Here is a 15,282-nt window from a genome sequence, read left to right on the forward strand (position 1 = left end):
TAACTCAAGGTTTCGTGCGAAAACGTCTTGAAAGATGCAGACCTAACTGCAAGCTGCTCAAACTCAGGGCGTCGCCTTTTGAGCGCTTGTCGGTTTGAGAAGAGCAGCTTTGGGGCAGAACGCCAACCACAGACTTGGCGCGCATTCATCGCCTCTCGCGCGTCAGGTCGTTGAGGGACAAAAAGCGTCAACCATCCATGAGTCGGCGACTCAGCAATCTTCGCCCGTTAAATGGAGCGTCGAACCACCAACGCTAAGAGATGACCGCCGCACGCGCGCTAATTTTGATCTTCGCGCGTTAAATGGAACGTCGAACCTGCCGGCTAGTTAACGGCGCTGGTCCCGTCTTTTTGCAGTGCTTTCGTTGAAGCTTACGACGTTTCAGGGCTGCGCCGCTTTGTAACGGACGTTGACGCCTTCGGGCGGAATAATGAGCAGTTGACGCTTTGCGTTGTACGAAACGTTGAGCGGCGAGTAAGCCAGAACGTAGCGATTGCGGCGCAGTTCGTCGCAGATCGCTGCTGCCGCTTGTTTTGGGTCATCGAAGGTGAAAGATCTTCCACCGGTGCCTTCTACCAGTTGCCGAATAGCTTCCGACGGTTTGGGGCGATCGCGGCGATAAGCGCCGCCGGTGCGGTCTGGAAGCTGTAGCGCATAGACGGTGATGTCTTGTCGCTGAAGCTCGGCGAGAATGTCATCGAAGCGCGTTTTGCTGCCGCGATCTAATCCGTCGCTGATCAGCACAATGGCTCGTTTGCGAATTCCAGTGAGCGGACGAAGCGCTTGCTCGAGCACGGCCGATATGGCGTCGAATAGATACGGTTCGCCGCGCTTGCGCAGAAGTTTGATCGCCTCTTCGACTTTAGGTGGGGCATCGGTCCAGTCGGAAAGCACCTCCGCGCGCTCGTCGTAGCCGACGACCATTAACTGATCGCCTTCGTAGATTTCGTAGATGAATTCGCGCACGGCCTGCGCTAATTTCTCCACATCGGCGCGAAGCGTCGCCGAATTATCGACGAGCAAGGCGATGCGCGCTGGCGTCGGATCTGGTGTGAGGCTCTGAATTTTTTGCTCTATGCCGTCATCGAAGAGCGAGAGTTGATCGGCGAGCACCGGTTGAGAGACGCCATCAGCTCGCGTGATGGTGACGTTGAGCGCGACGGTTCGATCTACCGGTGCAGAAGACGAACGCCTTCCAGCCTGAGCCGCTGCATCAGTGGCAAGCAACAGGAGCGCAATCGAAACCGCCGTGAGCGCTCGCGCTTTGTTCATGGAGGGTCTTCGGCGTTCGTCTTCTGCCGGTCCAACCAGTGCGCTTCAATCAACTCTGGCCGGAGTAGTGGTTGCGGCACTTTGCGCCTTCTCGCCGTCCGGCCTGCTTTGGTCCTCGCTCTTGCGGTCGCTTTTTTCACCACCAGCGCTTCTTTTGCGCGCATAGTCGGTGACGTACCAGCCTGAGCCTTTGAACTGAAAGCCAGAGAGCGACCACTGCTTTTCGAGTTTGCCTCCGCATTCGGGGCACGTTGCGAGCGGCGCATCGTTGATTTTCTGCAAGATCTCGAGGTGCGCCGCACACTCTTTGCAACGGTACTCGTATATGGGCATATTATAGCCTCCCGCATCGGATGATCTTTCGCTGTGACCTGAAAAAGGACCAGCGAAAAACGCGAGAAAATTATACGAAGTCATCTTGCGTGGCGCAATGACCTCCGATCCAGCTACATCCTTTGGACGCCCAAAGGGGCGCCGCCGTTGCTCGTCGCCGCTTGGCAACAACTCTCGCGTTCGTTATGATTTGCGGTCATCAGCGGAACATGCTGCCGCGAGCGATGACCCGACCTCTCCGGCACATGACATGAGATAAACCACGTTGTGACCCTCTTATGTCCAGCATCGTACACACGCTGACGCTCGAACGACGGATCAAGATGCACGAGGCGCGCGAAGCGATCATCGACCGTCTGGCGCCAGACCTGCATTCCGAGATCGACTTGGACAAATTCTTGCATGCCATCGTCTGTGAGCTCGGGCGCATGATGGATGTGGATCGTTGCGACGTCATCCACTTGGTGCCGAGCGGCGAGTGGCGCATCAGTCACGAATGGCGCGCACGCGACGACGTGCCGTCGAGCTTGGGAACCACAATCCCGATCGATCTCGATCAATTGGCGAAGCATTTCGATCTGACGCAACCGATCAGACTCGACGACGCGCTCTCGCCTACGCTCGATCCGCGCGCACGCGCGCTGGCGGCGAGCCTCGGAACGCGATCGCTTTTGGTGGTACCGGTCGTGCTCGGCGGGCAGGTGCTTGGCTTCGTCGGATTGCACTCGACGCGGGCGCCGCGCGCTTGGCTCGATGAGGAGGTGGCTTTTCTCCAATCGATCGCGCGACAGATCGCCGTCGGCTACCAATACGCTCGCCTCTACATGGACAAGCAACGCGAGGCTGACCGCACGCGCGCGTTGCTGGAGATCGCCAACGCCTTGAACGCGCGTTCGGATTTCAGCGAAGTGACATCGCTCGTACTGGAGCGCGCCATCGCTCTGGTCGGTGCCGATTACGGCGCGCTCGGCGTGGTGGATCAAAACAATCGAGCCATTCGACTCGCCGCCTTTCACGCCGCGTCGCACGCGCAGACCGCCGGCGTTGAGCGCTTGATCGCTGCTCACGGACGCGCTATCAGCCTCGCCGAGTTCCCAACGCTGATGGAACTGCTCGCCGAAGGGCGCACGCTTCAGTTGCTGGAGAAAGATTTGCCGCTCGCAGTGCGTTTAATCTTCAACGCGCAACTCAACGGGCGGGCCGCTTTGGTCGCGCCCGTGCGCATCAAGGATCAAACTTTTGGGCTGCTCGGTCTAGTCTGGAGCCGGGCACGCGACGGTTTCGCTGAGCATGAGGTCGCGCTGGTCGAAGGCATCGCAGACCAGATCGGCACGGCGCTTGAGCGCGATCAGCTCTCCGCCGAAGTGATGCGCTTGCGGAGCGCCCTCGATGAGCGACGCGCCGAAAATCGCATCATCGGTCAGGCCCCGGCGATTCGCCGTGCCATTGAACTCGCTTTGAACGTCGCCGATACGCAAACCTCCGTGTTGATCCAAGGCGAATCGGGCACAGGCAAGGAGCTGTTGGCCGACCTCATCCACTACAGCTCGCAACGCAAAGACAAACCCTACGTCAAACTCAACTGCGGCGCGATCCCCGAAACGCTGCTCGAATCAGAACTTTTCGGTCACGAAAAAGGTGCCTTCACGGACGCACGAACGCGCCGTCGCGGACGCTTCGAAGAGGCCGACGGCGGCACGCTCTTCCTCGACGAGATCGGCGAGATGAGCTTGTCGGCGCAAGTGCGTTTGCTGCGCGTGCTGCAGGACGGCGAATTCACGCGCGTCGGCGGCAATCAAGTCTTGAAAACGGATGTGCGGGTCATTGCCGCTTCGAACGTCGATTTGGAGCGCGCCGTCGAGCAGGGGCGCTTCCGGCGCGACCTCTACTACCGCCTCTCGGTCTTTCCGATCTACTTGCCGCCGCTGCGCGAACGCGCCTGCGATATTCACCCGCTCGTCATCCACTTCATCGAGCACTACAAGCAGAAGACCGGACGCTTCATCTCCGGCATTTCGCGTGAAGCGTTGCAGGCGCTCGTAAGCTACGATTGGCCCGGCAACGTGCGCGAACTCGAGAACGCCATCGAACGAGCCGTGATCATCGCCGCTGGAAGGCAGATCGAACTCGAAGATCTGCCTGAGGCAATAAGCCGTCGCTGGTTGGAGCAGCGACCGCAGTTGCGGCGTGCGCGCGGCGAATTCAATCACACCCCTCCTGTGCGCTTCGAGCTGGCGATGCCCATGCCGATGGATGAGATCGAGAAACGCGCCATCGAAGCCGCGCTCAACTACACGCAAGGGGACAAGACGCGCGCCGCCCGACTGCTCGGCATCGGCAGAAAGACGCTCTACCGCAAGCTTCAAGAGTACGCAATCGGCTCCGCCGCGGAGACGAAAAAATAGATCGCTTCTTTCGCCATTCATCTGAGCGGTTAAGTCGCGGCGATCATCGCGCGAGGATGGAGACGAAGAATCTTTCGCTTCCCTCGCGTGCGCAGCATCTCACCGCGTGCTCGTACAAGCAGATGGAGACGAAAGATCCCTCGCTTTCCTCGCAGAAGCGCAAAAGCCCCTCTCGCTTTGAGGCAAGCAAAGCGCTCACTCCTGCGAGCGGAGCGCGACGCGCACACGTATCGCCAGACTCCGCTTCGTCGCTCGGAACCAAAGCGCGCATGCCTTGCTCGCCGAACATGCTAAACTCATCGTAGGAGGGCTGATGTCAGGGCAAGAATACAGAGGGATCGATGCGGAGATCGAGGCGGCGCTGCTCGATTCGGAGCTGTTCATCAAATACGGTTCCATGGGGCGGGCCATCAGCCGCTTGCAAGAAGCGATCGCGCGCTATCCGCACTCGATCGAGTTGCGCGAACGTCTGCGTGAAGTGGCAGCGACCATGAAGCTACATGGCGAGGCGGCCAGACAGTGTCTCGCCTTAGCGCGGCTCTACATCGAACGCGAAAACTTCGATGCCGCCCGCGAACGCCTCCTCAAAGCTAAAGAGCATGCGCCAGCGATCTCGATCGCCGCCGGTCTCGAAGCGATTCGCCGCGCTCGTCGTCCCGAAATCGCTTCGGCTGAAATGGCCAAAGCGACGCCTCCATCGGCAGTGATCCTCGCCGGCGATCTTGCACTCGTCAGCATCTTCGACTGCATCCAAACCATCGAGAACTCGCGTTTGACCGGCGCGTTGGCGATCACGGGAAGCACACGCTCCGGGCGCATATTGTTCAACGATGGTCAGATCGTCGATGCCGAATGCGGCGCGGAACGCGGCGTAGAGGCCTTTCGCGCACTGATCGAAGCCGCTGCCGGGACCTTTAACTTTGAACGCGGAGGCCCTTATCCAGCGGCGATCGCCGCGGCGAGCAACACCAGCTTGCTTTTGGAAACGCTCCGGCAACTCGATGAAGAGCGCGCCGGCGACCGCGCGGAAGAGGACCTCGCTTGAAGCTCTCACGAGAGCCGCGATCAAAACGCGAAGCTCCGTTCTGCCGCGCCAGACCTTTGTTGCGCGGCGGCTCTGACTCTCACGCATCGAAGTCGCTCGATGATTGTTTGAAAGTTATTTAGAGCGCGCCTTTCTTGCTGCGCGGCGGCTCATCTCTTGCGGGCGAGATCTCTACGCAAAACTATCTCTTCACGTTCTCGATCTTGATGGCGAGCACATCTTTGAGCGCGGCAACGGCCACACGCTTCGGCTCTTGGGGCAGTTCGACGCGTTGAATGTCGAGCGTTGAATTCCCGACGAGCGTGGCCGTTCCGAGGCGCGTCCAACCCCTGCCGAAATCGACATAAAGCGGCACCAGCATGCGGAAGCCGTCAGAAACGCCCGATTGCATTAGTTTCCCCGATAAGATGGCCTTGCCGCCTGAGGAGCTGATGGAGTAATCGAAGCGATAACTCGGGATCTGCGTGCCATAGACCCACTGGTTGAAAAACCAGTCCATCTTGCCGTTCTCTTCGAGATTCATTTCGGGCGTCATGTGTTTTTCGACGATGCGTTTGAAGTCTTCGGTCGAGACATCTTTGTTGTAATAAGTCTTGACGAAGTCCCGCATCATCGCTTGAAAGCGCGCATCGCCCGTTCGGCGGTCGTACATCATCATGCGAATCATGTGCAAGATGTACGCGCCCTTCGGGTAGATCATGAAGCGCGCGACGTTGCCGGTCTTCGCGCTGTTTAGCCGGTAGCCTTGCGTGACGGGGCCGACCGTGTACGGTCGGCGTCCTTTGGTCTGCGGCCACTCATCTGTGATCATGCGCCGTTGCTCCTCCCAAAAGTCGATGAACTTATCGAGGTCGCGGCGCACGTACTGAACGTAGAGGGAGGCCGAGAACTCGGCGAACCCCTCGCTCATCCACTGATCGTGGTAGCTGGTCCAGCCGATGATGTGCCCCCACCACTGGTGCGCGAGTTCGTGTGGCCCGACGTAGCGCCAAAAGGTGTCGGTGCCCCCTTTGATGCCGAAAAGCTGCACGCGCTGCGTGGTGTCGATGAAGGCCGTGTACGGCATGTAGATCAGCGTCGGCCACGCCTGACCGAAATTGATCGCCGGCTGCTGCGACATGGCGAAACGTTCGTAAGGGAGCTTGCCGAAATAGACGTTGAAAATGCGCAACGAGTTCTGCGCCGAAGCTAGAATCTGATCGCCCATTTTGGCCGTCGAGATCGAGCCGAGGGTGGTCATGGTATTGAAGCCTTCGCTCTCGATCCGGTCGATTTCGAGTTGAAGTTGTCGCATCTCATCGGGAACCTGCTCATTGGCGAAAAATTGGACCAAATAGCCGGAGTCTTTGTCGAAGATCTCCTTCTTCTTGAACTTGCCGTAATTGAATCCGGCCACGGCCAGCTCAACTTCGCCGCTGGTCCAGCGCGCAACCTTCCAGTCCTCTTCTTGTTGCTCCGCGCCTGCGAGTTTGCCGGTTCCGATCAACGTGTAGCCCTTCGGATAACGGTAAGTGACATCGAAACGCGCTCGGTCGCCGAACTGCGAGCCGCCATTGTTCGGATACCAGGAATCGCGCGGAATGAGAATGAAGTTGCCGCTGCCCGAATCCCGCAACGCGCCTTCGCCGTCGTAGTTGACCGTCACCTCGTAGATTTTGCCGGTCTCCAATGGCGTCGGCCAGATGACGGCGAAGTCAGCATCCTCATCCTTGTCTTCTTGAACGAAGGCGAGTTCGCGCCCTTCAGCGTCGCGCACGCTACGCACGCGCAGCGATCGGAAAAGTTGAAACGGCTGAACCCGCAGCTCGCCGATGAGCGGACGAAACTCGATGCGGTCGGTCGCTTCGATGCGCGTCCCGCGAATGCGGGCATCGATCTTGTGGCTCAGTATGTCGTACCAACGTCGATCCTGATTGTTGTGCGCTTGACCTTGTTTGTACTCTTCGGCGAGATGAAACGCCGTCCAAATCCCGCCGTCTGTGTCGCCATAGCTCAGCAGCGCGACCTCCTCGGGCGAGACCTCTGGAATACCGAGCGGATCGACGATGTAAACGAGCTTGCCGAAACGTTTGCCGCCGATGAAAGCGATGAAGAAACCTGGACGCGCGGGCGCGTATATGTCGGCCAGCGTGCGCAGTTTGAGATTCGATTTCAAACGCTTACGCAACAGCTCCTGATTGTCGCGGTACAGATCACGCGCGCGCCCTGCTTGCCCGCCAGTCGGCACCATCTGCACGTTGGGTGAACCCTTCACCTCGTCGAAGGTTCGATCCGTGAAACGCAAGACGAGCATCGAAAACCTCTCTTCGAGCGAAGGCCCGTCGGTGAATATGGCGAGACTCTTTCGCTCGATCTCGGTGGGCGGCGTCAATGAGATCTCCCCGTCGCCGATGAAGACCGCGGCAACAGTACGGCCTTCGACCGGCGTGAGAAAGTATAGCTCGCCGCTGCGCAGCGTGAACCGTGCGGCGTCGCGTTGTAGCACCAAGTTGCTGACTGTTGCCACAGCCGAAAAGGGATTCGGATCTTTCGCCGCTTGCCGAAGCTTTTGATAGACGGGATCTGAGTTCGCCAGCGTCCCCGTGCTCGTCACCGTCACTTGCGCTTCCACGGGCGCAACGCTCAATTGAAAATCTAAGCGCGGCGTCTGCGCATCCTTGATCGTGACGTCTGCGCGACGTGCGGGCGCAAAGCCTTTGGCCACGACCTCGATGGTGTATGTGCCCGCTGGTAGATCGGCGAGAAGATACTCGCCTTGCTCATTGGTCGTCGTCTTGAAGGCGTGCCCGGTCACTTGTTCGGTGGCGGTGATTTGTGCCGCGACGACGGCCCGCCCTTGGACATCGGTGATCTTGCCAGCAAGGCGTCCTTCGGCTAGAGCGCTTGTGGCGAAAGGCAGTGCGCATAGAAGCGTGAAGAAACTTCGTCCAAACAGGGCAAAGAAGGAAACCCGTGGAAACATCTCTCTTCTCCTTGACCTTTTGTTCGAGTCGCACAGGACGCTGCTATTTCAACGCGCCGCGTTTGAGCTTCGGAGCCAGCCAGACCCCGATTAGCCCCTCAAAAGGCCGGTTGGTGCGCAGCAGTCGCTGCACGGCGAAGAACGTTTCGTCAAGCGTGCGTGGCGCATGGGGATCACACAGCCGGATTATTCTGCCGCGCGAAACAGCGTGTCAAGAACGGAGAAGGCGTGCGGCTCTCCCCCCATTTCAACATGGTTGGGGTGATGCGTCTAGAACAGGTTGACGTCAAGGCAGAGCAGTGTGAATGGCATGGCAATCCGATTCTCGAAACGCGTCCAAATCAAGCCGGTGGCGAGGCGCTTTGGTTTTTCAAAACTAATTGAAGGGAATCCGAGACCCTCACGGAGCACGCAAGCAAGCGCTGCAAAGAGAAGGTTCGGAGCGATCTCGATGATCGCTCCATGTCTGAGTTTCGGGCGCGTGACGATGTCGCGCGATTTGTCGGTTTAATTGCAAGTCGATCTCGGTAATCGGTTCTGGTAAGAGGGGCCGCCGAATCTAACGCTCCGCCCGCGATCGCCCACTTCATCCGTTCGGTCCATTTGCGCTGACTCTAGCCGAAGCGAGACGCCAATATCTTGGCAGTTTGGTCTTAAATCTTCACGTCTATAACGCGCGCCGTTCATCTCAGAGCCGCTTGAGGTTCAGGCCAGATAGTGCTTGACGCTCAGTGACCTGCTTGTTACACTTTTGTGAGAACTCACAGAAAGGCGAGCGGGGAGGGTTGGCCACGGTGCGTCATGCTCTTCGGCTCGCCATGAATCTTTGAATAAAAACCACAGGAGGTGTGTGGTGGGCTTCAAGATCGGCCAAAAGGTCGTGTACCCAAATCACGGAATTGGGATCATCGAGCAGATAGAGCAGAAACAGATCGGTTCAACGACGCTTCCTTTCTACACGCTCCGCCTTGCTGCCACCAATTCCGTCGTTCTGGTTCCCGTCGATAACGCGCGCGAAGTCGGTCTTCGCTCTCCGATCACAGCCGCCGAAGGGGAGTTGCTGATGAAGAATCTGGCGGACGATTTCAACTCGCCGCCCGCCGACTGGAAAGATCGTTTCAAAGAGTTCTCCGAAAAGATGCGTACGGGCGACATTTTCGCCGTGGCCGAAGTCCTCAAGACGCTGACCTATCTGAGTCACTTCAAACCGCTCTCCTTCCGCGAACAGCGCATGCTGGAGCGCGCGCGGTATCTGGTTATCTCTGAGTTGAGCGCCGTTTGTCGCAAACCCGAATGCGACATCGTCGCGCGCGTCGATCAGGCGCTGGCGGCAGCTTGTGCCAAGCACGCGCGTCGCACGACGCGGGCGCGCTCTGCCGGGGCAAACGCCGGTCACTGAAAACTTTGGAATAGCGCTCGATTGAGCATCGTGGTTGAAGCTGCGCTCCATGATTCGGCGCGGCAGGGTTGGCCTATGACCTGAAGCTTGATCTGGCTATCTTGAAGTGCCGCACGCTCTCCCCCTTTCTTGAGCTTTGATCTCGCCCGAGAGATTGCGAAAACCTTCACCCGATGAAGGCCGGTCGCGACCCCGAACGGCGCTTCGCCTTGCGCGTTGGAGCCGAGTTCCTTTCGCAGCGAGTCGTCCATCGGTAGCACGAATTCTAAATTCGTGATATAAAGGGCGCGACCGAATAGAAGGGCCTTTATTCAATGGGAGAATTGATCCGTTTCAGCGTGAGCGTCGAGGATGAGCTGCTCGAAAGCTTCGACCGTTTGATCAGGCGCCAAGGCTACGTTAATCGTTCGGAGGCGTTGCGTGACCTGATGCGCGATGCGCTCGTTCGCGCGCATCTTGACGAGGAGTCAAAAGCGACGGATGTGCTCGGCACCTTGACGCTCGTCTATGACCACCACGCGACGGATCTGGCAGACCGCTTGACCGACCTGCAGCACGAGCATTATCAATTGATCGTTTCCGTCTTACACGTGCACATCAGCCACGATGATTGCATGGAGGTGATCGTCTTGCGCGGTTCGGCCAAAAAAGTGCGCGCGCTCGCCGACGCGCTGATCAGCTTGAAGGGCGTCAAACACGGGCGCCTTTTCTTGACCGTTCCGGCGAAGAGGATCATCGAGCGGCGAAGATAGGGCGACGCGGCTAGCGCTTGCGCTTGTCGATGGATCGCCGGTGGTCGTTCTTTCGGTCCCGTTCAGTATTACTAAAATAAAAATAGTAACACCAAGTTCGCGAAAGCGAGAAGGAAGAAAGCGATGATTCGAGAAGGTTCAAGAGAGTTCTGCCGTCCCCGCAAAGTTGATCCGTCAACGGCTACGATCCATGGGGGGCGGAGGGGAGGCGATGGAGCATGTGCGCGGAAGCCGAGCGCGAATCCGCGCGGCGCACTGAAGGGGCGAGCGAAACGCCATCTTCCGCTAAGGGTCAGCTCGTTCTTCGCGGCGTTGCTCTTCGGCTCGCTGCTCTTCGGCTCGCTGGTCGCTGTGGCCCAGGAGGGCCGATGGCGAATCGTTTCGGGAACGATCTTGTCACAGCGCAACGAATTGGTCGCTGGCGTTGTGGTCAGCGCGCGCACGAGCTTCGGCGAACAGAGCACAGTGAGCGACCCGGAAGGCCGGTTTTGGCTGAAGGTGCCGAACGGTCCGGTGACGCTCGTCCTTGAAGGGAAGGGGATCAAGCGCGTTGTGCGCGAGATCAGCGCTGATGAGAAAGCAGATGATCTTCAAATCAGGGTTGAGCTTTTTGCCCCGCCGATCCAGGAGTCGGTCGTCATCGTCGCTTCGGTCGCTGATCCATCGATCGAGAGGAGAAACGATGCGATCTACCGCGAAGGCCTTTTCTTGCGCGACGATCAACTTTTCCACACGCTCGATGCTGGGGTCAGCGCCGGGCAGCACGAGGGGGGCGGAAAATCGCTCGAGATACGCCGTTTCGGCTTCAACCTCGATCATGGAGGACTGTTCGGCGGATTGAAGGTCCTAGTCGATGATGTTCAGCAGAATCAGGCGACGCAAGGGCATGGGCAAGGCTATCTCGGCGCGTTGAAGAGCGTGACGCCCGAATTGATCGCCGACGTGGACATCTTGAACGGTCCGTTCGCCGCCGAGTATGGCGATTTCTCCGGTCTCGGCGTCGTTCACGTTCGGACGAAGGAGAGTCTGCCGGACGTTTTGACCGCGCGCGTGCAAGCTGGATCCTTCGATTCCTTCAGGAGCTTTCTCGCCTACAGCCCCAAGTTCGCGCGCGCTTTCGTCGCCTATGAGGCGTCGCGCACAAATGGCCCTTTCCTGAATCCGCTTCGTTATCATCGGGATAACGTGACGGGCAATTACGCGCGGGAGTTAAGCGAAAGGTCAAGCGTGAGCGTGAAATTGAACGCGGGTCGTAACAGTTTTTTCTCCTCCGGTCAGATCCCGCTCGATCTGGTTTTCGCCGGCCAACTGGATCGCTTCGGTTTCATTGATCCGGACAACGGCGGCAAGGTTAAGGCCGGGACAATCAGCGCTTACTATCGGCGGGAGAACGCGCGCGGCGATCTCTTCAAAGTGGACGGGTATGTCACGCGGTCGCTCTTCGATCTATGGTCCAATTTCACCTTCTTTCTCCGCGATCCGGAGTATGGCGACGAGATACAGCAGCACGATTCGCGCTTGCAGCAGGGCGCCAACTTGCAGTACGTGCGCGTAGATAAGATGTTTGGCGCGACCGGATTGCTGACCTTAGGCGGCAACTTCGCCGCCTTTCAAACGAACGTTGGGCTTTATCCTTCCGTCGACCGGAATCCGGTCCGCGCCTTGTTGCCTCGCTCGGCACCGAGCGAAGAGTGTTGTCCATCGACCAGCGCGCGCGCGCGCGTGATGAACGCTGGCGGTTACGTTCAACAAGCGTTGGATCTGTTCGACGGGAGGTTGCGTCTGGTAGTCGGCGCGCGTTACGACCTGTTCCGCTTCGCAGTCGATGATCGGATCAGACCGGAGCTTTCGGGCAGCGAGAGCGCAGGCCGCTTTCAACCGAAAACCGCCGTCACTTACGCCCCATTTGATGACTTGCCGTTGACCATCCATTTCAACTACGGGCGCGGCATAAGCAGCCAGGATGCGCGCGGAGTGGTTCAGTATCCGAACGGACCGAAGGTCGCGACGACGGACTTTTACCAAATAGGGACTTCGCATAACTACAAGCGATTTTCGGCGACGGCGGACCTGTTTCTGATCGACAATTCTAATCAGCAAGTTTACGTGCCGGATGATGGGAGCACAGAGTTCGTCGGTCCGAGTCGCGCCTATGGCTACGAGGCGAAGCTATCTTGGCGTGTGCTATCGCACCTAGCCTTCAATGGCGGTTTGACTCAGGTGATGAACGCCTTCTTTCGCGGCACAAACCCGCGCGAGTACGTCGACCGCGCACCGCATACAGTGGCCAACGCTGGCCTTACGCTCTCGGCTTGGCGCGGCTTTTCCGGCTCGCTGCGCTACCGCCACGCGAGCAATTACCGCTTGGATCCGCTCGATGCTAGCATTCGCGCCGCCGGTTTGGATATAGTAGATGTCTATGTCAACAAGCGTTTGCGAAGCGGGGTGGATCTGAACTTTGCGGTCGACAACCTCTTCAATAAGAGGTACTACGAAACGCAGAACTTATTCGTCTCGCGCGTGCGTTCTGCAGATGAGCCGCGGGCGCGGATACATGCGACGCCGGGGTACCCGCGAGGCGTGATGGTCGGACTGACGTTCCGACTGTGGGAGAAGTAGGCGCGCGTTGGCGCAAAGTCAAGCGGTTTATGCACGCTATGTCCGCGCGCGCGGCCTAATCGCCGCGTCGCCTTTGAAGCGACGGCGGGAGGTGAGATGGCCGAACTGACCGATCGCGTAAGGCAACTCAATCGGGGCGAGGAGAACCATCGCGCGCGCTACGTGCTCTACTGGATGCAGGTCTACAAGCGTCCGCGTTATAACCACGCGCTCAGTTTCGCTGTTCGCGCGGCCAACGAACGGCGTTTGCCGCTCGTCGTTTACGAAGGTTTGAAGTACAACTACCCGTGGGCAAACGATCGCTTGCACACCTTCATCCTCGAAGGCGTAAACGAGAACCGTCGCGAGTTCCAGCGCCTCGGCATCCGATACGTCTTTTACTTACAGAAGAGCGAACGCGATCCGCGCGATACGGTGGCGCGATTGGCCGAAGAGGCGGCGCTGCTGGTGACAGACGACTTCCCGTGCTTCATCATTCCGGAACATAACCGACGCCTCGCCGCGCGGTTGTCCATCCCCGTCTTCGCCGTCGATTCCAACGGCCTCGTGCCTCTTGCGGCCTTTTCCAAAGAAGAGTATGCCGCGCGCACGATTCGTCCGAAGATAAAAAGTTTGCTACCGCGCTGCTTCGTCTCGTTCCGCGAGGAGAGACTGGAGGTCAAAGATCCGCGACTGCAAGTCAATTGCCCGGAAGAGACCATCTTCAAAGATGGCGAGATCGGCGCGCTCGTCGCGCAGTGTGCCATCGATCACAAAGTCGCGCCTTCGCCCATCTACCGCGGCGGGCGGCACGCAGGTACAGCTCGGTTACGCCACTTCGTCGAAAAGATTCTGCCGCGCTATCACGAACAGCGGAACCGCCCGGAAGTGGATGGCACGTCGCGTCTGAGTCCGTATCTTCACTTCGGTTATCTCTCAGCACAGGAGATCGCTGAAGCGGTGCAATCAGCCGATGCGCCGCAGCAAGCCAAAGAGGCTTATCTCGAAGAGTTGATCGTACGGCGAGAGCTGGCCTACAACTTCACGCGCTTCAATCCGCACTACGCTTCGCTCGACGCGCTGCCCGATTGGGCGCGACGCACGCTTCGCGCGCACGAGGCCGACCCGCGTCCGGCGATCATTTCACCTGAACAGATTGAGGCGGCGCACACCTACGACGAGCTGTGGAACGCGACGCAACGCGAACTCCTCTGGACGGGCGAGGTGCATAACTACGTGCGGATGCTTTGGGGCAAAAAGGTCATCGAGTGGCGCCCAAAGTGTGATGAAGCGTTTCATCTGCTCGAACATCTGAATAATAAGTACGCGCTCGACGGCCGCAATCCCAACTCGTACGCTGGCATCCTTTGGTGTTTCGGTAAACACGATCGCCCGTGGGGGCCAGAGATCCCGATCTTCGGCCTCGTGCGCCGCATGTCGTCTCAAAGCATGGGACGAAAATTCAACGCGCGAAAATACATCGAGTGGACCGCAGGCTTCGCGCCGCATGTTGACGCTTCAGCGAAGCGTCCGTGACCAAAGACACGCTTATCGCCGCACTGTAAAGCTGAGAGAATCTACGAGCTGACTCTTCAAACGGAACGGTCGTAGAGGTACGAGCGCTGCGATGCATGACTGGCCAGCGCACATCCCGGCGCCAGAGTGGCGACGCGCGATGAGATGTCGAAGCGAAGAACGCGCAAACAGGATCTACCGAAAAAGATTTGCGCTACGTGTGGTCGCGAGATGACGTGGCGGCGCAAGTGGGCTAAAGTCTGGGATCAAGTGCGCCACTGTTCGGAACGCTGTCGGCAAACGGCTCGTGCTGCGCGCCGCAAAAAAGAGTCCGCGTGATGGGAAATCAACTCGCTCTGCGTCCTGCCGCAGAGTTGATCTTCGACAGCGCTCCCGCCTGCCTACCAATCGCGATGCGGCTCGACGATAGATAGCGTGCTACCGTTCTGCAACTCACAAATGTCTCACGACATCTGTCTGGTTGCTTCCTGCTTCATCCACCGGCACCGGCCTTTCGGCCTGTCACCTCCGATCTCCACCGCTCGTTACTTCCCGCCGAACTAGCGGTAGAACCGTTTCAACCAACGGCCAAAGCGAAATAACAGATTCATTCTCTTTTGTCAATGTGGACTAACGAGCAGTTCTCAACCCCACTCGCTTAGCTTCATGTGGATAGGATAACCCATTTATCCACTGTTGTCATATTTAAAGTTTAAAGATCGGCGCGGGAATTCCCACCCCCTTCAGGGGGTCGGGATGAAAGATCGGCGCGGGAATTCCCACCCCCTTCAGGGGGTCGGGATGACGCGCGCCGCTATTTTCCCTCCCGCACTTCCTTCTTCACGGTTTGCATACTACACCTTCACATGAATACCGAACGAGGAGATCACGTATCTACGGCCCGGTCCCGTCAAAGGGTCCGGAGGCGGGATGAAGAACCGCCTTCGGTCGCAAGAGCCGGAACGTAGTAGTCGCCCGGACACGGGCCATGGGGAGGGCGT

10 protein-coding genes are annotated in these 15,282 nt (G+C 58.5%); 7 read left to right on the top strand and 3 right to left on the bottom strand.

Annotated features, from left to right (window positions below; genetic code table 11):
• Positions 1 to 381: 381 nt before the first annotated feature.
• Together C4334_RS06660 and C4334_RS06665 are read right to left on the bottom strand one after the other, a co-directional pair.
• Complete coding sequence (locus C4334_RS06660; protein ID WP_352431306.1) at positions 382 to 1,272, bottom strand: VWA domain-containing protein; 891 nt, start codon at positions 1,270 to 1,272, stop codon at positions 382 to 384.
• A gap of 45 nt (positions 1,273 to 1,317) precedes the next feature.
• Positions 1,318 to 1,605, bottom strand: a complete 288-nt coding sequence (locus C4334_RS06665; protein WP_352431307.1) for an FmdB family zinc ribbon protein — start codon at positions 1,603 to 1,605, stop codon at positions 1,318 to 1,320.
• Between the two features lie 278 nt (positions 1,606 to 1,883).
• On the opposite strand from C4334_RS06665, the gene C4334_RS06670 reads away from it, so the two are divergent.
• Positions 1,884 to 4,010, top strand: coding sequence for a sigma 54-interacting transcriptional regulator (locus C4334_RS06670; RefSeq protein WP_352431308.1), 2,127 nt, complete (start codon positions 1,884 to 1,886; stop codon positions 4,008 to 4,010).
• A 313-nt stretch (positions 4,011 to 4,323) separates the two neighbouring features.
• Entirely contained in the window at positions 4,324 to 5,055 is a 732-nt protein-coding gene (locus C4334_RS06675) for a DUF4388 domain-containing protein (RefSeq protein ID WP_352431309.1), read from the top strand.
• Between the two features lie 181 nt (positions 5,056 to 5,236).
• On the opposite strand, the gene C4334_RS06680 is transcribed toward C4334_RS06675, so the two are convergent.
• Complete coding sequence (locus C4334_RS06680) at positions 5,237 to 8,017, bottom strand: carboxypeptidase regulatory-like domain-containing protein (RefSeq protein ID WP_352431310.1); 2,781 nt, start codon at positions 8,015 to 8,017, stop codon at positions 5,237 to 5,239.
• An 853-nt stretch (positions 8,018 to 8,870) separates the two neighbouring features.
• Here C4334_RS06680 and C4334_RS06685 point away from each other — a divergent pair.
• The 5 genes from C4334_RS06685 (at position 8,871) to C4334_RS06705 (ending at position 14,620) form a co-directional block, all read left to right on the top strand.
• The gene (locus C4334_RS06685; RefSeq protein ID WP_352431311.1) at positions 8,871 to 9,416 is read left to right on the top strand and encodes a CarD family transcriptional regulator; all 546 of its coding nucleotides are present in this window, start codon (positions 8,871 to 8,873) and stop codon (positions 9,414 to 9,416) included.
• Positions 9,417 to 9,730: 314 nt separating this feature from the next.
• Positions 9,731 to 10,168: a nickel-responsive transcriptional regulator NikR gene (gene nikR / locus C4334_RS06690; protein ID WP_352431312.1), complete on the top strand. Its 438-nt coding sequence runs from the start codon at positions 9,731 to 9,733 to the stop codon at positions 10,166 to 10,168.
• A gap of 123 nt (positions 10,169 to 10,291) precedes the next feature.
• Positions 10,292 to 12,787, top strand: coding sequence for a TonB-dependent receptor (locus tag C4334_RS06695; protein WP_352431313.1), 2,496 nt, complete (start codon positions 10,292 to 10,294; stop codon positions 12,785 to 12,787).
• A gap of 96 nt (positions 12,788 to 12,883) precedes the next feature.
• Complete coding sequence (locus tag C4334_RS06700; protein WP_352431314.1) at positions 12,884 to 14,302, top strand: deoxyribodipyrimidine photo-lyase; 1,419 nt, start codon at positions 12,884 to 12,886, stop codon at positions 14,300 to 14,302.
• 144 nt (positions 14,303 to 14,446) lie between these two features.
• Positions 14,447 to 14,620, top strand: a complete 174-nt coding sequence (locus tag C4334_RS06705; protein WP_352431315.1) for a DUF2256 domain-containing protein — start codon at positions 14,447 to 14,449, stop codon at positions 14,618 to 14,620.
• Positions 14,621 to 15,282 lie beyond the last annotated feature (662 nt).

The organism is Pyrinomonas sp. (assembly GCF_040289685.1).
GTDB lineage: Bacteria > Acidobacteriota > Blastocatellia > Pyrinomonadales > Pyrinomonadaceae > Pyrinomonas.

Coding starts and splice junctions, on each gene's coding strand:
- C4334_RS06660 (WP_352431306.1), bottom strand. CDS start 1,272: ATGAACAAAGCGCGAGCGCTCACGGCGGTTTCGATTGCGCTCCTGTTG.
- C4334_RS06665 (WP_352431307.1), bottom strand. CDS start 1,605: ATGCCCATATACGAGTACCGTTGCAAAGAGTGTGCGGCGCACCTCGAG.
- C4334_RS06670 (WP_352431308.1), top strand. CDS start 1,884: ATGTCCAGCATCGTACACACGCTGACGCTCGAACGACGGATCAAGATG.
- C4334_RS06675 (WP_352431309.1), top strand. CDS start 4,324: ATGTCAGGGCAAGAATACAGAGGGATCGATGCGGAGATCGAGGCGGCG.
- C4334_RS06680 (WP_352431310.1), bottom strand. CDS start 8,017: ATGTTTCCACGGGTTTCCTTCTTTGCCCTGTTTGGACGAAGTTTCTTC.
- nikR (WP_352431312.1), top strand. CDS start 9,731: ATGGGAGAATTGATCCGTTTCAGCGTGAGCGTCGAGGATGAGCTGCTC.
- C4334_RS06695 (WP_352431313.1), top strand. CDS start 10,292: ATGATTCGAGAAGGTTCAAGAGAGTTCTGCCGTCCCCGCAAAGTTGAT.
- C4334_RS06700 (WP_352431314.1), top strand. CDS start 12,884: ATGGCCGAACTGACCGATCGCGTAAGGCAACTCAATCGGGGCGAGGAG.
- C4334_RS06705 (WP_352431315.1), top strand. CDS start 14,447: ATGTCGAAGCGAAGAACGCGCAAACAGGATCTACCGAAAAAGATTTGC.